17 protein-coding genes are annotated in these 21,708 nt (G+C 56.6%); 8 read left to right on the top strand and 9 right to left on the bottom strand.

Annotation, left to right across the window (positions count from 1 at the left end; genetic code table 11):
• Positions 1-43 precede the first annotated feature (43 nt).
• Both SB756_RS04720 and SB756_RS04715 read right to left on the bottom strand, forming a co-directional pair.
• Positions 44-1,435, bottom strand: a complete 1,392-nt coding sequence (locus SB756_RS04720; RefSeq protein ID WP_410910282.1) for a four-carbon acid sugar kinase family protein — start codon at positions 1,433-1,435, stop codon at positions 44-46.
• A gap of 3 nt (positions 1,436-1,438) precedes the next feature.
• Positions 1,439-2,716: a ribulose-bisphosphate carboxylase large subunit family protein gene (locus SB756_RS04715; protein ID WP_341798580.1), complete on the bottom strand. Its 1,278-nt coding sequence runs from the start codon at positions 2,714-2,716 to the stop codon at positions 1,439-1,441.
• Positions 2,717-2,895: 179 nt separating this feature from the next.
• Between SB756_RS04715 and SB756_RS04710 the strand changes: the two genes are divergently transcribed.
• On the top strand, positions 2,896-3,774 hold the full coding sequence (locus SB756_RS04710) for a LysR substrate-binding domain-containing protein (protein ID WP_341798579.1): 879 nt from the start codon (positions 2,896-2,898) through the stop codon (positions 3,772-3,774).
• Between the two features lie 35 nt (positions 3,775-3,809).
• Here SB756_RS04710 and SB756_RS04705 read toward each other — a convergent pair whose 3' ends face one another.
• Both SB756_RS04705 and SB756_RS04700 read right to left on the bottom strand, forming a co-directional pair.
• The gene (locus SB756_RS04705; RefSeq protein ID WP_341798578.1) at positions 3,810-4,577 is read right to left on the bottom strand and encodes an SDR family NAD(P)-dependent oxidoreductase; all 768 of its coding nucleotides are present in this window, start codon (positions 4,575-4,577) and stop codon (positions 3,810-3,812) included.
• Between the two features lie 370 nt (positions 4,578-4,947).
• Positions 4,948-5,505 (bottom strand): nuclear transport factor 2 family protein, encoded by a 558-nt coding sequence (locus SB756_RS04700; protein ID WP_341798577.1) that lies wholly within the window; start codon positions 5,503-5,505, stop codon positions 4,948-4,950.
• 225 nt (positions 5,506-5,730) lie between these two features.
• On the opposite strand from SB756_RS04700, the gene SB756_RS04695 reads away from it, so the two are divergent.
• Together SB756_RS04695 and SB756_RS04690 are read left to right on the top strand one after the other, a co-directional pair.
• Complete coding sequence (locus SB756_RS04695; RefSeq protein ID WP_341798576.1) at positions 5,731-6,663, top strand: NADP-dependent oxidoreductase; 933 nt, start codon at positions 5,731-5,733, stop codon at positions 6,661-6,663.
• Between the two features lie 147 nt (positions 6,664-6,810).
• The gene (locus SB756_RS04690; protein WP_410910281.1) at positions 6,811-7,227 is read left to right on the top strand and encodes an SDR family NAD(P)-dependent oxidoreductase; all 417 of its coding nucleotides are present in this window, start codon (positions 6,811-6,813) and stop codon (positions 7,225-7,227) included.
• Positions 7,228-7,289: 62 nt separating this feature from the next.
• On the opposite strand, the gene SB756_RS04685 is transcribed toward SB756_RS04690, so the two are convergent.
• Positions 7,290-8,429 carry a hypothetical protein gene (locus SB756_RS04685; RefSeq protein WP_341798574.1) on the bottom strand — a complete coding sequence of 380 codons (1,140 nt, stop codon included), beginning with the start codon at positions 8,427-8,429 and terminating at the stop codon, positions 7,290-7,292.
• Between the two features lie 168 nt (positions 8,430-8,597).
• Here SB756_RS04685 and SB756_RS04680 point away from each other — a divergent pair, with 168 nt between their 5' ends.
• Together SB756_RS04680 and SB756_RS04675 are read left to right on the top strand one after the other, a co-directional pair.
• Positions 8,598-9,296, top strand: a complete 699-nt coding sequence (locus tag SB756_RS04680) for a TetR/AcrR family transcriptional regulator (RefSeq protein WP_410910280.1) — start codon at positions 8,598-8,600, stop codon at positions 9,294-9,296.
• 447 nt (positions 9,297-9,743) lie between these two features.
• Positions 9,744-10,643: an alpha/beta fold hydrolase gene (locus SB756_RS04675; protein WP_410910419.1), complete on the top strand. Its 900-nt coding sequence runs from the start codon at positions 9,744-9,746 to the stop codon at positions 10,641-10,643.
• A 227-nt stretch (positions 10,644-10,870) separates the two neighbouring features.
• Here SB756_RS04675 and SB756_RS04670 read toward each other — a convergent pair whose 3' ends face one another.
• Entirely contained in the window at positions 10,871-11,440 is a 570-nt protein-coding gene (locus SB756_RS04670; RefSeq protein WP_341798572.1) for a TetR/AcrR family transcriptional regulator, read from the bottom strand.
• Between the two features lie 274 nt (positions 11,441-11,714).
• Here SB756_RS04670 and SB756_RS04665 point away from each other — a divergent pair, with 274 nt between their 5' ends.
• Positions 11,715-12,737, top strand: a complete 1,023-nt coding sequence (locus SB756_RS04665) for a hypothetical protein (RefSeq protein ID WP_410910279.1) — start codon at positions 11,715-11,717, stop codon at positions 12,735-12,737.
• Positions 12,738-12,813: 76 nt separating this feature from the next.
• Here SB756_RS04665 and SB756_RS04660 read toward each other — a convergent pair whose 3' ends face one another.
• Positions 12,814-13,872 carry a hypothetical protein gene (locus SB756_RS04660; RefSeq protein WP_341798570.1) on the bottom strand — a complete coding sequence of 353 codons (1,059 nt, stop codon included), beginning with the start codon at positions 13,870-13,872 and terminating at the stop codon, positions 12,814-12,816.
• Positions 13,873-14,117: 245 nt separating this feature from the next.
• On the opposite strand from SB756_RS04660, the gene SB756_RS04655 reads away from it, so the two are divergent.
• Complete coding sequence (locus SB756_RS04655) at positions 14,118-15,044, top strand: FadR/GntR family transcriptional regulator (RefSeq protein ID WP_410910278.1); 927 nt, start codon at positions 14,118-14,120, stop codon at positions 15,042-15,044.
• A 169-nt stretch (positions 15,045-15,213) separates the two neighbouring features.
• Positions 15,214-16,053 (top strand): oxidoreductase, encoded by an 840-nt coding sequence (locus SB756_RS04650; RefSeq protein WP_341798568.1) that lies wholly within the window; start codon positions 15,214-15,216, stop codon positions 16,051-16,053.
• Between the two features lie 264 nt (positions 16,054-16,317).
• On the opposite strand, the gene car is transcribed toward SB756_RS04650, so the two are convergent.
• On the bottom strand, positions 16,318-19,839 hold the full coding sequence (gene car / locus SB756_RS04645; protein ID WP_410910277.1) for a carboxylic acid reductase: 3,522 nt from the start codon (positions 19,837-19,839) through the stop codon (positions 16,318-16,320).
• Between the two features lie 223 nt (positions 19,840-20,062).
• Positions 20,063-21,433, bottom strand: a complete 1,371-nt coding sequence (locus SB756_RS04640) for a DUF1329 domain-containing protein (protein ID WP_341798566.1) — start codon at positions 21,431-21,433, stop codon at positions 20,063-20,065.
• Positions 21,434-21,708 lie beyond the last annotated feature (275 nt).

Raw genomic sequence — 21,708 nt, 5'->3', positions numbered from 1 at the left:
TATTGTAGATAGGCAAGTCTGTCTTGCTAAAAATCCTCAGAGCTTATTCAACACCCCTGAGTGCTTTGACGAAATAATCCTGGTCTCCCATCTGGCCACCTTTGAGTGCAATCTCAACGTCTTTCAGGTACGGCTCGCGCGCGTGCATTTGACACAAAGGCGCGCCAGGAGAAATATCAGATTTGATAACCAAAGCATCGGGTGCGAGTACTTTGGTTACTTGGCTCGATGTGTCACCACCCGAAACCACCAATCTTTTCAATGGGAATGCTTTAAGGATTTCAAGCGCAACGTGGCCTACTTCCATGGCTAGCTGCTTACCTCCCTGAACCCTCGCTTCATCCCGAGGCAAACCTTTTTGCAGCATGGCCTCGATCATCTGTTCAATCCGAGCGTCACCCGGGCCTTTGGCAGTGTGAATCAGCACCGACCGCCCCTCTTCGAGGTGCGATACTGCGGCCATGACCACATCTCGTATCGCGGCGCTTTTTCGGGACTCCGTAATCAATGCGGCAGCATCGACTTTAAGCTCAACAAAGCCGAAATCGATCGCCGTTTCGATCTGGGACTGACTCAACGGCGAAGCACTGCCTGAGATCACCAGCACCTGGTCGGCCGGTTCCAGAGGGACGGCCAGCGACGCTCGTGCCGGAAACACCCCAGCGGTACGCCAGTATTGTGTGAGGCCATACTCCACTCCGGATGAACCGACGATGAAAAGCGGAGCCGCCGCCGACGAGCGCTCGGTCAACACTTGGCCAGCGGTGGTCATATGTGACTCATGAGTGCCATCAAACAACACTGCATCGTGCTGCCGTGACATCTCGTCGACCAAGCGGCCGAGCGTTGCACTACTTTCGAGTTGGCGAATATCAAGCTTGCCAATCGACAAGTTTTTTTGCTTGCCGATATGGATACTCAAGTCCGCTTCATGCATCGGGGTGATCGGGTGGGCACGCATGATAGGGTGCCGGTCAATCCTGTGAACCTTGTGATCCGTCTTGGACAAGGCATAGAGATTGCCGAAAACGCAGTAGCGGCCCAGTGCAGGGTTGCCCGCGATGATCGGAACGCCTTTTACATCATAAATGCGGGATGCCAACTCAATTACGTGGCCGATGCTGCCCACGGCGTCGGCGCTGTCAAAAGTCGAGCACACCTTGTAGTGAATCAGCGCTGGCGACAGACGTTTGATGCTTTCGAAAATCTCGGGCAGCACCGCGTCCATTTCAGCATTGGACAAAGCACGGCTGTCACCGGCGATACCGATGGCGTCAAATCCACCCAGTTCTGCCAGGAGCTCCGGGGTTGGAGGCGCGAGGAACAGGGCACACTTGAGTCCAGCCGCCGTCAAAACCTCTAGAGCGTCCGTCGAACCAGTGAAGTCATCGCCGTAAAAGACCAACGGGAGTGTGGGAACGTGCTGGGAGCTCATGACTTATTGGCCTCCAAACTTCTGCAGGGCAGCTGACAGGGCTGCCCTACCCTCGGCATAACGCTCCAGAGGCACGTGCTGTACAGCCGCCTCCCAACCTTCACGCATGCTTTGAACGCCTGCTTCGATACCCATTGGATGACCGATGATGCCGCCGCCAGCGAGGTGCATCAGGTCAACGGATTGAAGCCTGTTGAAAAGCTCAGGCGCCTGGGCCGCCCATTGACCGGAGGAGAACACAGGCATCAGGGGACGCATGCCGGCAAATGGGGCAAGGCAGCTCTTCGCAGAAGCGATTACCGAATCGTCCGCCTCATAGAATTTGCCCTGAATACCGTTAACATGCAGATGGTCGATCCCGGCCAACCGCCAGATCTTCTGATACACCTCGAATGAGAACCCTAGTTGGGGGCAGCGGGTCAGAGCCCCCCAGCCATTGCGATGGCCATGAATTGGCAACTGGGCATGCTTTCGGATGTGCTCAACCGCCGAGTGCCCAACCCAATTCAGGCAAAGCATCACGCAGGTACCACCCGCCTCAAGCACTGCATCTTGGCGACGCATCATCTCGTCGATGCTGCCTGAGATGTTGATTGCATACATGGGCATGCGTCCGAGGCGATCTGCATGCTTGTGGAGGACAGGCATCACCGCACTTAGCCGGGCATCAAACGACGCGTAGGCAGGATCAATGAGCAGCTCATCATCCTTGATGAAATCGATACCTCCGGCGCAGAGCTCATCGACCACAGAGGCAGTCTGCTCTGGAGTAAGGCCGATACTCGGCTTGACGATGGTGCCTATGATCGGACGGTCATGAACACCGGCTAACGCCCTGGTGCCTTCGATTCCGAATTGCGGGCCGATGAAGCCAGATGCGAACCGCTCGGGAAGCTCCAGATCTAGCACCCTCAGCCCGCTGACCTCGCCAATCTCAAAGAGATTGCCTGCAATTGTGGTCAGCAACGCAGGGATGTTCGTTCCAATATTAGCCGTGGGGAACGCGATAGTGACCTCACCTCGGTGATACGTCTCAGAGGGGTTGTGGCGGGCCAGGTAATCACTGTGCAGAGAAGCACTTGAAACGGAGGGCAGCGGCTCGATAGCGACTACACGCGCACGAGAGCGTTCTTTAAGCTCCGCCGATTCGCCAGGAAGAGAGAGGAAGGTACCGCTGGATTGCTCCCCTGCGATTACCTCGCTGACCCGTTCAATCGGGTAGCTGCTCTCTACAAAAAATCGGGCAGTAAACTCCTCTCGCCCGGCCTTAAGATCGACCATGATGGGTGCCTCAAATCTATTTGTTATTTTGAATCTGCCCGGAATGTCGCATGGCAGTTTCAAATCAATATACATTGACCCTGCATCAATCCAACCGATATGATTTCCGTCGAGCGTGAGAAAAACTCACATTAGAATTGTTGTCGAGTTCAAGACTCCGGTCCTACAGAGGTGCATAAATGACGTCGCCAGTCAGGCCTTCGCTCAACGCTCTACGAGCCTTTGAAATGATCGCGCGCAAAGGATCGTTCAGTGATGCAGCGGATGCCTTATGCGTGACTCATGGCGCTATTAGCCGTCATGTTCGAAGTCTGGAAGACGCGTTAGGTGTCATTTTGCTCACTCGAAATGCGCACGGCACCAAACTGACCCCAGAGGGATCACGCCTCGCCTCGGGCCTGGCCAGGGCTTTTGCCTTGATACAAGAAAGTATCGATGAGGTTCGCCCCCGCCCGCTTGAGCTGTCCTGCTCCGCCTCGATCATGATGCATTGGCTGCTGCCTCGACTGGCCAGGCTGCATAGCAGTTTTCCCACCATGGAACTGGGCTTGAAGACAGGTCACGGCCCTATTGATTTCGCGCATGAAGGCGTGAGCGTTGCGATACGGCTCGACAGCATCGAACCACCTCCAGGCATAGAACCGATACCATTGACCAATGAATGGATAGGCGCCATCTGTTCGCCTGGGTATCTGGCAGCATCCGGTGTCCTGGAGGTCAGCGACTTGAGTAAAGAGCGCTTACTGACCACGAAAACCCGACCGCACGCATGGAAAGCCTGGTACGCCTCCATTGATAGAGAGGCTGGAGAGCTGCTTGAAATGGAGTATTTCGAGCATTTCTATTTATTGATCCAGGCAGCAAAGCTTGGCTTGGGATTCGCCTGTGTACCACGCATGTTGGTGGAAGCAGAGCTTGAGAGTGGTGCCTTGGTGGCTCCATTTGGCTTTGCGCAAGGCGCAGCAAAATTGGTGCTGTGGGTTTCACCCAATGCAAGGCTGCGTCCCGATACTGCAGATTTGGAAACGTGGTTGAAAAAAGAGATGGCTCAAAGCTAAACAAGCGCCCGTATGGGCGCTTGTGATCTTGCCAATTACAGGTCGCCTGCGCCCCAGGCCAGGAATCCGCCGTCGACAGGCAGAACAATACCATTTACGTAAGCGGCGACGTCAGATGCGAGATAGCTGACCGCGCCGGCAATCTCTTGAGTCGTTCCGTATCGCTTGGCGGGGATAGCATTGCTATACGCCTGGCGGAAGCTGTCGCTGTGCAGTTCTTTGGTCATGGGCGTATCGACCGGGCCCGGTGCAATGGCATTGGCAGTGATGCCATACTCGCTAAGCTCCACGGCCATTTGCCGGGTCAGTGCAATGACTGCACCTTTAGAAGTACCGTAGGCGGTACGGCCCTTGCCCACTGCACGCAAGCCAGCGACCGACGCGATGTTGATAATCCTGCCAAAGCCATTTTTTCGCATGATTTGAGCAGCACGCTGGCAGCACATGAACGTGCCAGTGACGTTGATGTGCAGGGTCTTGTTGAAAACGTCGAGATCAAACTCCAGGAACGGCATGGTCTTGGCGATACCTGCGGAATTCACCAGTACATCGCACCTACCGAACTCGCTATCGATCCAGGAAAATGCATTCGTTACAGAATCCAGCGAGGCTACATCCACCTGGCAAGCGTCTGCCGTGTAGCCCTGCTCTCGGAGCTGTCGAGAGAATCGCTCCGCCGCATCAACGTTGATGTCGCAAATAACGATGTGATGCCCGTCTTTTGCCAGTGATACGGCAGCCTCAGCACCGATACCCATCGCACCGCCTGTTACTACGGCGATTTTCTTGCCTGTGTGGCTCATCGAAACCCTCTCTTGTTATGTTCGCCAAAGCGATATTGGATGGACAGAAGGCTAGAGCCGCACAAGGCATTGCGCAATGGATAAAAACTCGCGCTGAAATCACAAAACCTCACACTACGACGCTGGGTAATAAGGCGTTTGCTGAGCAGGATCGGCAGCAAGGCATCATGCGTTGCTCCCCAAGGCTGGTTTCAAATTATTCTCAACCAGCCTCTGACAACCGATCAGTCGTATAAGATATTTTCGCTGACACTGTGCAACGGCAATACAGACTTAGCCAGTGCTTCGCCCAGCCCACTTGAAATACCTGTGATCAACCAGTTGCGCTTCAAACACATCGTAAACCCCTATTGTTGGACGACATGGGCCTTCAGAATGGCAATACTGTGCTGGAGCGCGTTACACAGAGCGGACGCTCGTAGGACGGATCGTTTTTATCCCGAGAAGCGACGCCCGTTGCAGCGTACGCATCAAGTGCTTCCTGAGGCATGGGAAATTCGCCCAGTGCGCCGTTCCATTCAATGACGCATTTACGCGCAGCGATTGCCCACCGGCCGTCGCGCTTCTCAAAACGGTCGATGTACCGACCGCCGCTCAGGGTCAGCCCTGGCCCGATCTGGTTCTTGCCCGAAAACAGCCAATAGGTCTCGGTATGCGCTGTATCACCGTCGAGCTCGCAACGGTGGTTGAGGACGTAGTGTTTGTGGGTGTGTTGGTATTTCGCGTGGTAAGCGAAAGCCCAATCAATGAAGGCCTCGACTGGCCCGACAAAGGCGCCGTGGTCATCCATGGCATCAGAATGGTACACGCCCCTCACCATGTCTCGGTCAAACCGGTCAACACCGCTGCAATACCGAACGATGCAGTCATGGATTTTCTGCCGGTCAATCAGTTCCTGCAGTTCGGGTGCAATGGCTGCGCTGTTCATGGCTCTTCCTTATTTTTGTTGATGAGAATTCGCTTCACCACTGAATCTGATCGTGCGAATATCAGAACAAGGGGCGTATAGTGGAACACGAAAACAATAGCATCCTCATGCCACCTGCGCCTCTGCTTTCTGCTGTCCAACACAACTGGGCGCGTACGCAGCGTGACGGGATGACAATTATCTACCGGGCGATCGTTGACCCCGGGCCTAATGAGGGGACATGGAATGAAAGCCATCCGCTTCCACCACTACGGTGGCCCTGACCTGCTGGTGCTGGATGACGTACCGGCCCCGAATCTTTGCGCAGGCGAAGTCCTGGTGCGGATTCAGGCCGCAGGCGTCAATCCAGCCGACTACAAGTTCCGCGCCGGCTGGTTCAAGGATTTCGTAAACCTCACCCTGCCCTTCATACCCGGAGCGGATTTCTCCGGAACGGTCGAGCGGGTTGGTCCAGGCGTCCAGGGCTTCAAGCCAGGCGATGAAGTATTCGGCATGCGGGACGTCCAGGTGGGCGGAAGCTATGCCCAGTACATCGCCGTGCGCAGTGATGCAATTGCCTTGAAGCCAAGACGGTTGAGCCACACCCAGGCAGCCGGCGTGCCGCTGGCCGCCCTGACGGCCTGGAGCGCCTTGTTCGACCACGCCGAGCTCAAACGGGGGCAGCGAGTGCTCATTCATGCAGCCTCGGGAGGCGTAGGCGTGTTTGCGGTTCAGCTGGCCAAACTTGCCGGCACTGAAGTCATAGCAACAACCTCTACAGACAACGTCGAGCTGGTACGTTCGCTGGGTGCTGACCAGGTCATCGATTACCGAATAGCTGACTTCGCCAGCACCGTGAAAGACATCGACATTGTGCTTGACACTTTGGGCGGCGAAACCCAAGTCAAATCGATGGAAGTCCTGCGCACCGATGGCTTGATCGTGACCCTGCAACCGCCTGGGATCGAGGCCATGCTCGCAAAACAGCTGAAGGTACGCACGGCGCTGGTCGAGGTCGCGGCAAATGGCAAACGCATCGCTAAGCTTGCCTCGCTTCTGGACGACGGTGTGCTCACGCCCATCATTGACCAGGTCCTTCCCCTGGCCCAAGCAGGTCAGGCGCATGTACGCAGCGAGTCCGGCCGGGCAAGAGGCAAGATCGTGCTGACGGTAGACTGACTGATCGGCAAACCCATTTCCGTCCGCGATCACCCAGGGGAACAACACGATGTTGAGATTCGATGGGCAAGTCGCGCTCATTACCGGGCGCGGCGCGGCATAGGCCGACAGCATGCCATTTCACTCGCTGAACGCGGGGCTTTGGTCGTGGTTAATAACTATGGTGTGGATGGGCGCGGCGAGCACGGTGGTAATACTGGCCCTGCCGATTCGGTGGTGGCAGAAATTCGCGCCACCGGCGGCCAAACCATGGCGGCCTGCTGCGATATCGGTGACCGTGCCCAAGCTGAACAGATGGTGGATGCGGTTATCGCGCAATGGGGCAGGATTGACATGCTGATCCATAACGCGAGCACTTATGCCGACCTTGGGGCGCCTCATTCACTCTGGAGACGATGTCGCCGGAGAGCTTGCTCGAGGCCTTGCCGCGTATTCTCGATGAATCGGGTTACGCAGTGCCGAAGAGCTCCGATCAATCGGGCGCGAGGCTGTCGGCCGGTATCGCCGCGGTCAACCCCGAATTTGCCGAAGCATTGGCTGCGGCGAAACGCGATCGCGCTGTAAGTCGATAAATAGCCCGACAGGCGATCGACTCACCGAGCCAATCGCCTTTTGAGTGTTCTCGATCAGACAGGCTTCTTGGCAGCAGCCCCTGCGATGGTCTCAGTGGCTGTCAGGACCGTGCGGCAGAAGGAGTTTACCGTCAGGTGCTGGTGCAACTGAATCGTTCGGCCGTCCGGCAATTCGACTGTGCCGCTCATGGTCGACAACAGGTAGCAGTACATGCGTGTGCCATGCGCTGTCGGCCAGTGGCTGTATGCTCGACCATGAGCGGCGATATCAACGGCAACCTTGCAACCCTCACGCTCCATGTCCAGCCTCCATTTGACCGGCAGGTTCATACCAGTCCGCGGGTCTTCCCATTTCTCTGTTACTTCGAAGCGAATCGACCCTGCATCGCCCTGCGATGAAATATTGACCTGTTCGTGCTCGCCGTATTTGACAAAACCGAGCTGCATCGTGTCATTGACCTGGAAGAAATTAACCTTCACGTCGCCATCGATGGTGTAAAGCCACCACATCCAATTGGGCGCCGGAAGGTTCTTGACCGGGTCGTTCATCTGACCCGTCAGAATGTGCTCGCGCACGCCATAAGCGTTTGTAAGCTCCAGCGTCTGTTCAGGTAGCGTGATCGAGCCATTGACACTCACGAAGGTATCGTAGCCAGCACGATCCGCTTGAGCGGCGTTGTTGAACGGCCCCCAGTTCCAGAGCGGCGTGCCGTTTTGCTCATAGGCAAGGTCAAACTGGGCCCCCCCGGCCTCCCCTTTCAGTGCCCAGTGCGGGGGGGCCGCCTCGAAGCGCAGCCCTTTGAAGTCCCACGTGACCTTCTCATCGGTACGGGTCACCTTCAGCTGGTCCATCGATAAGCGCTCTGTGGGTGTCCAGCCCACGCGCAGGAAGTTGTTGTCACTCATCGTGCCTCGTTGAGCCCGGGGCACTACGATGAGCTGAATCTCCCGCTCGGCGCTCAGGCCTTTGCCCCAGATGCCTTCGCCATTGCCCGACAGCGCATAACCCGCGGCCCACAGAAGCACGTCGTAATCGCCAGCCTGGCCGACCACACCTAACGCCGTCTCTTCCCAGAAGTCGGTCTCGGTAGAGGGTTTGGACAGTGATTCGAAATGGGTTCCCTCATCGTCAAGGGTAATCGCCGCATGGGAATGCTTGATGGACGTGTACTTGGAATTGTAATCATCGCTCATTGATCAGTCCTTTTCGATTATCGTGCTTCGGGGTGTCGTCGGTCATAGGCGACAAGCAGAGGTAGCAGACTGAGAATCTACAGGCTCATAATCGTAAAGTATACTCACGGGTTCCGTTTATTCTAGAAGGACTTGCTGATCATTGGCGCAATTTGAAGGGATACAGGATTGAAACGAGCAGCTACAGAAGAGGCACAGCAGGCGCCTGCCCTGCTTGAAGGCCGTTCCAGCAAAGGGGGGCGACCCAGCCGCGAGGTTGCCGCGCAGCTACGCAATCATCTACTGGAGGTGGCACTGCGCGCCTACTGCCAGCACGGGCTTGATGGCGTGACGCTTAGCGAGATTGCCCAGGAGGCACAGGTATCCAAACGCACGCTCTATACACGCTTCAAGGACCGTGAAACGCTGTTGGTGGACGCGATAGAGCATGGTATCGAGCGGTTGATCACCCCGATCTCGACTGCGATACCCGACGGAACGCTTCGAGATCAGCTGCTTTTTCTAGGCGGCGAGATGATGCAGATTTCGCTGCGCCCTGAGGTGATCGGCCTGGAACGGCTCATAGCCTTGGTGCAATACCGGATACCCGATGTCTACCAGCGCGTATCCGGTACCATTCAGAAAGGGCGACTGTCGTTGATCGAGTCTCTACTAAGCTCGGCTGCCGATAGAGGTGAGATCGAGGAAGAGTCGATTCACATCGCCGCCTCGATCGTCTTCGACATTCTCGTCACTCAGCCCAGGCGGGAGTTACTGGCGAACCCGATTGCCAAGGGTGATGCGACGATGATGAAAGCCTACCTGCAAAAGGCCATAGATCTGATGCTGTACGGCATTTATCTTCGACCCCAGCAGGATTCGGCGTAGGCCCATAGCGGCGTTCGTGACCGGTCGTAACCGGTCACAAATACCACATCAGCCACCCTCAGTCATCAGCGTCCTGGCGCGTTGACACGCAAACTCGCTGTATTTACATTAACGAACAGTGTTCATGATGCCGCATGGCGACGGGGTCGACCCTCATACAAATCACGAAACCAAGGCCGCAACCACAGGCCCATTGGGCAGCTGAGGATGTGGGGTTCTTGCGACGATGCTGGGCTACTACCGCAATCTCGTCTAAACCGCTGAACGGCCTGCCTACGCTGGACCGTCAGTGGCGATCCGGATCGGAGGCAGCGACGGAGCACTGCTCGTGCTCGGGCGGCAGAAGGACATAATGATTCGCGCCGGCGTCACGTTAACCCGCCGAGGTTGAACGGCGAAGAAGATATCGTGGCCATCACGGCAACAGACCCAGGAGACAGCGTGCACATGCATCAAAAACCAGGCGCACCTCAATACGTTGCCCCACCCGAGTGGCTTTTGCGCGCTGTCTCAGCCCCGAGCATATCCCACTTTGTCCAACACCCGGATGTACGCCTGCACTATCGCAGCTGGAACGCCAGCGACGCCAACAAGCCCGTACTGCTTTTCGCCCACGGTTATCGGGCTAACAGCCACTGGTGGGACTTCATCGCTCCCTATTTCATCGATCATTACCGGGTTTTCGCGATGGACTTTTCGGGCATGGGTGAAAGCGGCCCGCGAGCGCAGTACTCCCCAGAAGCCTTCACTGAAGATCTGACCGTCATCCTGGAGACCGACCTTGGCCCGGCTACAGTTATTGCCCACAGTTACGGCGGCCTGCGCACACTGCGTGCATGCGCCGATCGTCCGGATCTGATCCAGCATGCGATTATCCTCGACAGCCGGGTGCGCTTTCTGGACGTGGACAGCGGTCAGACTATCTCGACCCCTTCGCCAAGAAGCGGGAGCACCCAGCTGCACCCCAGCTACGAGGCCATTCGCCAACGCTACCGCGTGCTCCCGGAACAACCGCTCCCCCTCTACGATCTGTTCGAGCACGTTGCCTTTCACTCCATTGAAGAGGTTGAGGGAGGCTGGCGCTGGCGCGCCGATTCCGCGCTGCCCTACACCCTTGTCGAGTGCGACGGCAGTGCGTTACTCGGACGCATCGACGTGCCGGTGGACTACGTGTACGGCGAAGGAAGCAGCGTTGTAGAGCCTTGGCGCGCCGAGAGAATCGCCTCGCTTCTGCGTTATTCTCGGGGCGCGATCTGTATTCCCCAGGGCCATCACCATCTAATGCTCGATCAACCGCTTACGCTGGTCGCGGTATTACGCGCCCTGCTGAACAATCGGCCAGCGTGACTGGCAGCCAAAGTGCGCTTGCTACCTGCCATTCGTACACAGCGGTGAGTGAATTTTCCAGCATGAGCTAGAGCGTGTGCCGTTGGTGGTCCTGACGAATATCAATCTGAAGGGACGTTAGGAAACCCTGTAAATCCTGAGCAGCCTTTTGAATCGCCCAGGAAAAGGTGTCGCGCCTTCTACCTTCATTTCAAAGGCGCGCTCTACCCGTGCAAATGCCAACTTCATCATGTCGTCGAAATTCGAGCCCCAGCGGTGATGAAGTCAACCACTCGGTCAACGTCTGGAACCTGTTGCTTCCCGTCCCTTAGCCGCTCTCGAATGGGGGCGAGCACCAGCAACGAATAAAACGCCTGTGCGGAAATTGCCGACTCCTTGGCCCCCGCCTCTGAGAGCAAGGTCTGAACGATGGAGGTAGCTCGCTCATATCCGGCCCTGTGCAGCGAATCAAGCAGTTCGGGGAAGCGCTGGGCGGTCGTCGCCATGCTCCGATCCAAGGATAAGGTGTCCGGATTAACAGCCTGCTCTACGAAGACATGACCCAACATTTGTAACCGTGCACGCAAACTCAAGCTAGGGTCGCTTGCAAATCGCTCCAGCACCGCCTCTACCGCAGCGAAGCTACGAGCGGTATGGTCGGCCACCACCGCCGCAAACAGCAGCTCTTTCTTGGGGTAGCGTAGATAAAGCGTCCGCTTGGACACGCGAGCCTCCATCGCAATGGCGTCCATGGTTGTCAGATCGTATCCGCTGGCGACGAAAAGCCGACAAGCAATATCGAGCAGATGCTGCTCCATGCGCGGAGCATCCGCTCGCGAGGGGCGGCCTCGGCGCGGCTTGTGAAGCTCCTCTGATGCTGTTGCTGCGTGGCCAGAAATAGGCTCGTTAGTCTGCTTCATGTACAAGTAACCCTTGATAAAGATACAGCCTCGTACCATTATGGTCCGAGCCGCGGCCCGCTTGCTCGCTTCGAACGGCCTTGGTGAATCCTGCGATTAGTCTCTGCGGTGCACCTGTCAATCACTGATCCCGACACCACTGCAGGGTTTCACATAAGGGAGAATACTGCACATGTCCACTCTGCAATGGCCTCAACGAGGTAACTTCGGGTACAAGGCACTTGTCGGGCCTCATTTATATGAGCCCGAACGATTGATTGAAACCCGGGGTTATTTTGGTCTTGGTTGGGAAGGCGCGCTGCACTATGGGACGCTGCGAGACAACGAAGGTCATCTGTATTCCCTCACCCGGCGCTTCTGCGATACGAGCAAGGGAGGGCGTGACACTCTGATCATCCAGTCAACGCGCAATGCTGAGGGATGCTTGCATTTCGATACCCCGCTATTCCGAGGCGCCGCCTCAGGCAAGAATGTCGTCAGCGGCGTTGAGAACGGTATCGCATTTCGTCGTAGCCCAGCCGACGCTGATGGCGCCGCCTATGAGATCGTCTACGGCTCGGACACCCTGCAGTGGCGCGAGCAGGGTGTAATGGAACTTGACGGTATACTCTGTGGCCCGGGCCTGCATTGGTATTTGCCGCAGACTGACTCCGGCATCTATTACGCTTCTGCCATGTTCCAGGTCAGCGGTAAGCTGGCAGGTCGGGATGTTCGAGGCTTCGTCTGCGCCGACACGGTGTTCATGCGCGAAGACGCGATGTTGTATGGCAAAGGCGATCCAATGGCCGGCGACCATACACACGTCACTTGGTACACGTGGGGAACGCGCTATAAGGATGGCTCATTTGAAGGAGGCCACTTTAGCGCCGGACATGACCGATGGGGTTTCGCACTGATAACCACGGACCAACAGGTAGTCACCACCTGCACCGATGTCGAAGCCATCGTAAAGTCTGGCCCCGATCGAAACTTCCCAGAGGCCATTTACCTGCGCGCCGCGGACTCGCTATGGGAATTCATCCCTGATCCGAAAGGGCGCATGCCTGATTTTCTTGGGAAATCTCAGCCATCCACCCCGCAGAACGAAGGCCGCTGGCGCCGAGTAGGCGACACCAGGGAACCAGAGACTTACTGGGCTTGGGGCGAAACCAGTCCGCTTACCGGCACCGAGCGCAAACTCCGATTCAGACTCTGAAACACCTGAAAGGTCAGGGCGAATTCTTCGCCTTGACCTTCTACATCAGCTGAGAGTGGGTCCCGGGTCCAAGACATTAGTATTTCTTGAAGTCGACACCAATTCGCTCGCCAAGATCAATGAAGCGGTTGACCGGTTGATGGCCGTTTTCTGGCGCTGCCTCTCCCCAGGCAAACCAAACATCCGGCTCGCGAGTATCCCCGACTCGACGCCAGCGACCATCTACCTGCGGATTCTTCAGTGTGCCCAACCCCACCAAGCGGCCCTTGGGGTCAGGAATGAATTCCCATTCTTCACCAAACGCGCTGTAGCGGATGCCTTCTTGCCAATAACCATTGGCGCCGAAATCCACTTTACCGGTGACATCGTAGGTGAAGCGAACTTCACCTCGTTCGTTGGTGAGAATGGCGAATCCAAACTGATCATTACCCAGCGTGAAGTGACCGGCATCAATACTGCCGTCTTTGTAACGGGTGGCCCACGTGTACCAGACCAACTCGAGCTTTTCCTGCACCAAGGCGTCCTTGGTCTTGTAGATCTCGCCGCCCTCATACATGTAGATGGGATCAAATCCGATCATCCCGCGCACTTTTTTACCCAGGATGGTCCCTTCCATTTCAAAAATATTGGCTACGTAGTACATGCCTGCGTCGGCGCCGGGGAGGTACCAGTGCATGCCCGGCTTGACGAGCGTCCCGCGTATGTCCATGACCCCCTCTTCTTGCCAGCTGCAGTCTTCTGGACTCCAGGTAACGTGAAATGGGTTGCCAGCCATATCGGGATCACTCCGCCAGTGAACATGATCGGTCTCGAGCGTCCGGCGGCAGTTGTCGTTGGGTACAGAGTCGCGGCCAGCAGGATGCATGTGCATACCATCTTCATGACCTGCTGTGGTCAGCAGATAAAAACGTCGGCGCGAGTCTTTTGCGTCTCCAGGCAGGCCAGCAGGGATGCGGCGCATGGCGGTATAAATTTCACCGTCCTCGTCGCGGAACGTCCCCCACAGATAAAGGGCTTCCGGTGGCATACCGAAATAGGCGCGATTGGACATCATGTCCTCAAGGGTGGGCTCAAAGGCGCTCACGAGAGGCTGCCAGCCAAATCCGCCGCGACGAGGGCGAGTTAGGTTCACCATATAGATTTTCCTTTTTGTTTGTGAGGTCTCGATTCCGGGCCACTGGGGCTTGTGGCAAGATTAAAGGCACCTATTTTTTGACGCAAAGCCTTTTGAACCGTGGCTAAATGCGCCGAGGTTAATTTCAATGCAATGGCTTGCACACTTGGGGCCTTGCCATTGATGTATAACGGTTTTTGAGTAGGCAGACTCATGAATGCGTACTAAAAATATTTATCGTTACATGTAACGAGAGGATGATTCACTTGCCAAAATCAACTGCAGAGCGTGTTGCTAGCTTTCGTGCGCGAAAGAAATCTGAAGGATTTACCACTGTGTCCTTGCTGATACCCACGCAAGACACCGAAATGTTTGCGGAGCTCGCAGCTCAGCGACGCAAGCAGCGAAGCGAGCAGCCTGAGAGCGAATTCTCATCGCGTCAGTGGCTGGCAGCTGTGGCACTGCATGCCCGAGCACAGAGCGCGGACGGGGAACAAGCACCTAAGGGGCTAAGGCAAGGGTTGAGCCAGGCTGAAGCACTTGTTGGCGAAATCATGAAGCGTATCTATCAACTCGGATGGCCCGTAGGACTGCCCTTGGGGTCACAGTCGGACTTGATGCAAGAATACAAGGTCAGTCGCGCTGTTTTACGACAGGCAATACGTTTACTTGAGCATGATTCCATAGCGACGGTCCAACGAGGCGCAGGCGGCGGCCTGGTGGTAGCTAGGCCCGACCTGCAGGCCACCACACGTGCTATCAAAGTTTATTTGGAGTACGCGAAAATTGGCCCAGGTGAAATTTTGGCTACGCGGCAGACCCTGGAGGCCGCCACTGTAAATCTAGTGGTTGCACGTTTGAATCACGAAGGGGAGCTGCGCCTGAGGGAGCAAATTGCAGCTGAGGAGGCGTTGGATGGTCGGGCGGGCGCTGATGAGCTTTTGCAGTTTCATTTCTTACTCGGTGAATTGTGTGGCGATGCGGCCTTGCGCCTGTTCACCTCCGTGGTCTTGCAATTAGCGGATGCGCATTCGACTTTCCATTTTCGCTCTTTGCATGACCGAAATGCGGTGGTTAAACGGGTTAAACGTCTGCATGCACGAATCGCTGAGGCACTTATCGCACGCGACAAAGAACAGGCATTGGCCTTAATGGATCACTATATCGGCGGTATCAAAGCTTGGTTGACCTGAGCCGGTGCGAGTGATGACGCTGATTTCATACGTCTGGTTGTTCGCGATTTTGCTAAGGCTCAAGCTCCGCCGCTCTGAATTTTTCAGATGGGTATTGTGAATGGTGTTCACAAATGCGTATGTTAGAGAATCAAGCCCGCAATATCCATAAAAGAGAAGGAGCTTTAGCATGTCTTCGATTCGAAAGTGGTTGATTACTGGCGTATCAAGTGGTCTTGGAGAGGCGTTGGCCAAGGCCGTACTGGCGCGTGGCGATGTGGTCATTGGTACGCTGCGACAGCCTGGGCAAATGCAGGCATTCGAAGCCCTCGCTCCTGGGCGCGCCCATGCGCTGGAATTGGACCTGCGCGATTATGCACGGGTGGTGGAGCGCATCACCGAGATAGCGCAGCAGCATGGAGGGGTCGACGTTCTCGTGAACAACGCCGGCTACGGTCTTGCCGGTGCTCTGGAGGAAGTCAGCGAGCGCGAAGCGCGTGAGCAGATGGAGACGAATTTTTTTGGCGCCCTGGCGGCAACTCAAGCGGTGCTGCCATCGATGCGGTCAAAACGCTGGGGGCATGTAGTTAACATCACCTCCATGGCCGGTTTCATGGGAATTCCCGGCATGCCAATTTATAGCGCTTCCAAGTTCGCCCTTGAAGGGCTCGGGGCCGCCCTCGCCGCCGAAGCAGGGCCGCTAGGGATTCGCGTTACCAATGTCGAGCCAGGCGCCCTACGCACCCGATGGGCTTCTGGCGACGCCATCGTACGCTCGGAGCGGGTGATCGACGATTACCAGCGTACGGCCGGTGCAGTGCGCGGCGGGCTGGCGAAACTGGATGGTCGTCAAGACGGTGACCCTGCCAAGGCGGCACTGGCGATTCTGGCCGCAGTCGACGCAGAACACCCGCCCTTGCATCTGCCGGTTCATCCCAGCGCTTTCAGTACCTACAAATCGATCCTGCAGGCTACTAGCGACCAGCTGGATACCTGGCGCGAAGTGAGCGAAAACATCCTATACGACTGATTGCCCAGGGTCCTTGTAATCAAGCGCCTCTACCACGGCCATCACCGTGCCGTGGTGGAGCGTTATTGGTGCAAAGCGCCGCAGCCTTGACTCAGTGGTACATGCCGAATTGACCCCGCACTCTCCTGAGCCGCGCCAAGCTTGCTTGAAGCTGCGCCGCGATAATTCAATGGATGTCGGCGCGTTCCGGGAACGCGCCGCCTCCGCTTTCAATCAATGGTCTTTAGCTCTGCGCCCGTACTGTAGGGCACCTGTCGAAGTTGCCTATACCAGCCCCAAGTGGTTGAGATCCGCCAGATATTTGCCAATGAACGCAGCTGAAAGATGAGGAATATCTCCACCCGGGCCGACGCCGAACTTGCGCACGTCTCGCTGGAACTGCGTCGCTGATACCCAAGCGCCAGCCGTGCGCGGCATCGGCTTGCGCAACTGGTGTAACAGCGGCAGGAAAGACTGTTGCCGCTGCTTCTCCGGCAGGCCACGCAGCACAGTCTCGAAGCGCGTGAACCAGTCATCGTAATTATCAATACGCTGAATCGGATACCCAGCGCTTGTTGCCCAGTCGACAAACGTGTCCATCGAAATGCCGTCTTCGTGAGGATTGATCACGTGATAAGTTTGGTAGCCATCGCCTGCCTCGGCGCCCAGCACAGTGATAGCCTTGGCGGTGAAGTCCACCGGCAGGCCGTCGTAATGAGGCTCATCTGTACCCTGCGCGTAGAACGAACGTGGCGCTAAGCCGGTGCGAACTACACTGGACAACCAACGGGTGAACATGTCGGAGGCATTGAGCTGCCCGTGATAAACGCTGTGCGCCAGGATCATGTCCGATCTGAACACCACCACCGGTAAGCCAAAGCGCTCGTGGGCGTCGCGCAGCAGTACTTCGCCGGCCCACTTGCTGTTTGCGTAGCCGTCGGCATATCTCTCAGTCTCGAGGGGGCGCACTGGGCTGGCCTCGCGGACGTCGGCTTCCTCATCAATGACACCGCCGGGGATCGCTGCGGCCGCTACGGTGGAGACATAGTGAATCGGCTTCACGCGCTTGCTCAATGCCAGCCTTATCAGTTCGGCGGTGCCCGCAACGTTGGGGCCGAATAGTTGCGCATACGGCAGCACATGATTGACAAAGGCAGCAGGATGGACGATGACGTCCACTGTCTCTGCTAGCGACTGCCAATCACTGGCGCTCAGACCCAAATCCGGCTCGCCCAGATCGCCAGGGAGTACGTATAGGTATTTGTCGGCGAGGGTCTCAAAGTGCTGCTTGAGCTGCGCGTCGCCGCTCTCAAACGCTTCAGCAATGCGTTGGCGCGCTGAGTCGGCATCTCGCCCACGGGCGATGCAAATGACCTGGCCGCCAACCGCCGCCATGCGCTCCAGCCACTCCAGGCAGAGAAAATGCCCCAGATAGCCGTTCGCGCCGGTGACCAGCACCGTACGCGGCTCCCTGGACGGTGGCGTTGCATGGGACGCTTCTTTCAGTGTCCTGGCATCGAAGAAGTTATCAAGAACCAGGTCGCTGGCGCGAATCTCGGTGGCACCGCGACCGTGAACAGAAGCGAAGGTCGGGTGTTGGAACGTCTCGTCCAGGGCACGTTCTATGTACTGCGCCACCTGCCGCAGGTTGCCCGTCGGATGGTTGATCACGCTGGCAGGTACTTCGACTTCGTAGATGTCTTCCAGCAATACAGAGCAGGAGAGCGCAGACAAAGAGTCACCACCTAGCTCTGTAAAGCTCGCTTGGGTTTGCGGGTCGAGCACTTCCATGCCCAGCGTCGCCTGCACAGCACGCACAATCGTCTCAAAGATCGGTGCACTGCGGCCCTCACGGCGCAGCGCTTGAAGTTTGTCAGCCTGACGGGTCGCAATGTCATCATAGAGCTGCTCCAGACGGGCGGCGTAGCGCTCCTTGAACTTGGGGCGCTGGTATTTGCCAATGCCAGTCAGCAGGCCGTTTTCAACGCTGAACGGTGTATGTTCTAACAGGAAGTCCCTCGGCACCTCGTAGGCGTTGAGCTGCTCGTCGCGAGCAACCTTCTTGACCGCTTCGCGCAGCGCAGCCTTGAGCGCAGCTTCGTCGTTGATGCCCATATCCCGAGCCGTCTGCTCGTTCGCCACTAAAACGCCTAGCAGGAACGAGCGCTCGCTGGTGCCATAGAGATACACCTGGCGAATCAGTGGGTGACCGTTGGTGAACACTGCCTCCAACCTCGCGATGGCGACGAACTCGCCCTGGGACAGCTTGATGACGTTGTTGCGGCGGTCGAGGTACACGAGCTCATCCACCGCCGTTTCTGCCATGATATCGCCAGTTTTGTAGTAACCGTCTTCGTCGAAGACTGAGTTGGTCACTTCAGGCCGCTGATAATACCCCAGCATCATGGAGTGAGTCTTGATCAGTAACTCGCCACGGGGATGTGGCTTGTCGGTGGTGAAATAGCCAAGTTCCGGGACGTCGATGAGTTTGTAGTCGATGATCGGTGGTCGCAGTAAACGGTTATTACGCGAAACGCCGGAAACTTCGGTAGCCCCATAGAACTCGTCCATCCGAAAGCCCAGACAGTTTTCCATGAAGAGGCGTAATTCGGGGGCTAGCGGTGCGGAACCGAAACTGCCGCTGAGCAGGCGTCCGCCGAGCAGGACATTTCGAATTTCACCCATCAGTTGGTCTCGCAGGGTCTCGGTCTCATTGCACCCGGCACTGCGGCGCTCCAGCTGAGTCTGATAGTGTTGATAGACCATCTCGCAGATCCGCGGCACGATGGCCATGACAGTTGGCCGCACACGCTGGATGTCATTGAACAACTCAGAAAGGTCGCTCTTCGCAGTGAAATAGCAGGTACCACCACTGCCTAGTGTGCTGAATACGCCACTTCGGCCAAATGAGTGGTTCATCGGCATGTAGTGCATATAAATGAGAGGAATAGGAGCATTCAGACGCCAGTTAGGCATCAGCATCGATTCCGGATACATGGCGCCTTTGGGCAGGCCAGTACTTCCTGAGGTGTAGTACAGCGTGGATAAGCGGTTGCCTGTTGCTTGTTCTGCGAATAGCTGTGGCACGGGGAGTTTCGTGCCCATGTCGCAGGCGTCCTCCAGTGTCAGCACCAGATCCTTCAGGCCGGCCGCCGATAGCTCGGCCTGGGCGGCGGCCAATGCTTCGCGGTGGTCATCTATCTGCTCATCGTAGTCCAATAGCAGCACGCCTAACGGGCGATGGCCCTGCAGTACCAGCTGCACTGTATTGTGCAGGCATTCCAGGCTGGTGGCGAACCAGCGCGGCTGTACTTCCTTGACGATCTCAGTCAGTTGACTCAAAGGGGCATTGGTCTGTAAGGGGACGACCACGACGCCGTTATGAATGGCCGCCAGGTCAACGGTGACGAACTCGCTCCCGGCAAACGCGATAATGCAGAGGAAATCATTAGCCCCCAGCTGTCGGGCTTCATCCTGCTGCCAGAGACTGGCCAAGGCCTTGGCACGCCTCCAGAGTTCAGCGTACGAGAGGGTTGTGAAGTCTTGCAGCAGACGCTGGCTGACTCGCCCATTAACCGGGTCGGTGACACGCTCGATACAGCGTTGAGCCAATGCAGGGCGGTCTGAATAGCCCTCCATGCACAGTGCGACCGTTTGCGCCAATCCTAAGGCAGGGTTGAGCTTGGCTTCGTTGACTGGCGTAAGGGGCATGGCCTCGCGCAACTGAGCATCGCCAGTTACCAGTGCCTTGATGTGCTCCGAGAGATTGAGCGGCGCTGATTGTAATTGCGGGTTGGTGGTCTGCATTTCTTTTCCTATGGGTAGGTCGCCCCATTGGCACCTGAGCATGGCCTAAGTCGACTCGCAGTGCGCGAAAGGCATTGTCGTTCCTTTATATGAACGCTGTTCAAATATAGTTTATGAGCGTCTTCTGAACGGTCGTTCCTCGCCACACAGAGTCTGGCGTCGTCGATTCGCGGCCCATGCTGCCGAACGCCAGCAGCACTTGAGCCTGCTGCTGGCGTATTCATCAGCGCTGGGATTGACGAGCCAGTGACTCTGGGGTGAAGAATTGAACAGGTTGCATATTGGCCTGAGGAAATATCCCGTTGCGTGCGCCGCCGCTGATGCTGCTGTGGTAGTAGACACCGGTAGCGAAATCAAACAACCAGGTCGACGATGCATGCGGAATCTGCTTGTCATACATCTGGTAGGAAGGCATGTAGATGCCCTTGGCGAGTTTGCCGGACGCATCCCAAGCATCTGACATACCAGCAGAGCGAATGTCCTCATCGTAGTAATAGCGGCGCTTGGGCTGAACATGACGCATGCCGGGCTTAAGTGTCGCCTCGACCACATGCACACGATGCAACTCCCAGCGCACGGCTTCCGGATTGGGGTGATTAGGCTTCAGGAGGTCATCAGGCGTGGATGCCGACCAATCGTAGTTGTTGTACGGGATGATCATCTCTTTCTTGCCCACGTACTTGAAATCGTAACGGTCTTGCTTGCCCGAGAATCCGTAGATTTCGTCGTAAAGCATGGCTCCGCCGGAGGTGGAAACCGGGAAGTCGTACTCGGCGTCCGGTGAGCGCCGTACCCGCCGTTGGCCTGGGGAGTAATTCCAAGTAGGGTTTGGTGTTGCGACTGGATTGAGATAGAACCGCTGCAGATTGCCTTCGCCCACGTTACGAGAGGGGGCAGTGTATATGTTCAGCTGGGTCAGGTAGGTGCCGATGGACGCGAACTTCTCTATGTCCAGCGCCTTGTTGTAGTACTGAGAGTCCGCACGGTTGTTGATACCCCCGGTCAGCACGCGATTGCCTCTGGCATCGACGTACCAACCTTCACCCTTGGTGATGTTGGAGACGCCCTTGAAGTGCAACAAGGCGTTCCAGACGACCTCGTTGCCCGTCTTGGGAATTGGGAACGGTACGCCGCCGAAGCAGCCTTCAACTGCTAAGCCATTCTCGATTGTCTTGCAGCGGGTAGCATTCGCGACGCTGTTTTGGTTCACCCAGTCCGGGTAGTTCGCGGACCGGTGGGTGGGATAAACCGGGACCGTGTAGGTTTCCGGAAAGCGCTTGAGCAGGGCCTTGGTGCTTTCGGAAAGCTTGTCCGCATACTGGTCGACGTTCTTTCCCGTAATGACGTATATCGGCTTCTCATCGGCGAACGGGTTAGCCCAATGCCCGGTATCCGGCTTGAATCCAGCCGGCTTCGTTGAAGTGGAAAGCCCTCCGGTGTAGGCGGGAATTGTCCCGTCCTTGTTACCTGCGACTTCAGCACCCCAGGGAGTCAGTGAGTTACCCAACTCAGCGGCCTCCTGGGGTGATACGGCGGCATGAGCGGCACTGGCTGAAAGAATGGCGATAGCCAGTGTTGGAGTCATTATTTTCATGCGGGAACTCCCGATAGGAACGCAGTTTGGTAATTCGTCGGCTCGGATTGTTCTGCTGTCGGTGGACCTGACCCGTTGCAGGCGGTCGAGCGGGAGTAGGAGAACCAGGCATCTCTCTTTTTCATCTGAATTGCTCTCTGAATTTTTGTTCTTGTTTTCATTCGAGGTGCAGTAGGGATTTTCCTTTTTGTTTTTGAGGCCTCGGTTTCAGGCCGTGAAAACATACAGCAAGGTTAAAGGCACCTATTTTTCGACGCAAAGGCTTTTGTGCTGTC

Origin of the sequence: Pseudomonas sp. SIMBA_068, from assembly GCF_046534705.1 — a bacterium.
Taxonomy (GTDB): Bacteria; Pseudomonadota; Gammaproteobacteria; order Pseudomonadales; family Pseudomonadaceae; genus Aquipseudomonas; species Aquipseudomonas putida.
Note: the sequence above shows the minus strand (reverse complement) of the source record. Positions and strands in the feature narration are given on the sequence as shown.

Excerpts from the sequence above, each read along its gene's own strand:
- SB756_RS04720 (WP_410910282.1), bottom strand. The coding sequence starts at position 1,435 with ATGAGCTCCCAGCACGTTCCCACACTCCCGTTGGTCTTTTACGGCGAT.
- SB756_RS04715 (WP_341798580.1), bottom strand. The coding sequence starts at position 2,716 with ATGGTCGATCTTAAGGCCGGGCGAGAGGAGTTTACTGCCCGATTTTTT.
- SB756_RS04710 (WP_341798579.1), top strand. The coding sequence starts at position 2,896 with ATGACGTCGCCAGTCAGGCCTTCGCTCAACGCTCTACGAGCCTTTGAA.
- SB756_RS04705 (WP_341798578.1), bottom strand. The coding sequence starts at position 4,577 with ATGAGCCACACAGGCAAGAAAATCGCCGTAGTAACAGGCGGTGCGATG.
- SB756_RS04700 (WP_341798577.1), bottom strand. The coding sequence starts at position 5,505 with ATGAACAGCGCAGCCATTGCACCCGAACTGCAGGAACTGATTGACCGG.
- SB756_RS04695 (WP_341798576.1), top strand. The coding sequence starts at position 5,731 with ATGAAAGCCATCCGCTTCCACCACTACGGTGGCCCTGACCTGCTGGTG.
- SB756_RS04685 (WP_341798574.1), bottom strand. The coding sequence starts at position 8,429 with ATGAGCGATGATTACAATTCCAAGTACACGTCCATCAAGCATTCCCAT.
- SB756_RS04675 (WP_410910419.1), top strand. The coding sequence starts at position 9,744 with ATGCATCAAAAACCAGGCGCACCTCAATACGTTGCCCCACCCGAGTGG.
- SB756_RS04670 (WP_341798572.1), bottom strand. The coding sequence starts at position 11,440 with ATGGAGCAGCATCTGCTCGATATTGCTTGTCGGCTTTTCGTCGCCAGC.
- SB756_RS04665 (WP_410910279.1), top strand. The coding sequence starts at position 11,715 with ATGTCCACTCTGCAATGGCCTCAACGAGGTAACTTCGGGTACAAGGCA.
- SB756_RS04660 (WP_341798570.1), bottom strand. The coding sequence starts at position 13,872 with ATGGTGAACCTAACTCGCCCTCGTCGCGGCGGATTTGGCTGGCAGCCT.
- SB756_RS04650 (WP_341798568.1), top strand. The coding sequence starts at position 15,214 with ATGTCTTCGATTCGAAAGTGGTTGATTACTGGCGTATCAAGTGGTCTT.
- car (WP_410910277.1), bottom strand. The coding sequence starts at position 19,839 with ATGCAGACCACCAACCCGCAATTACAATCAGCGCCGCTCAATCTCTCG.
- SB756_RS04640 (WP_341798566.1), bottom strand. The coding sequence starts at position 21,433 with ATGAAAATAATGACTCCAACACTGGCTATCGCCATTCTTTCAGCCAGT.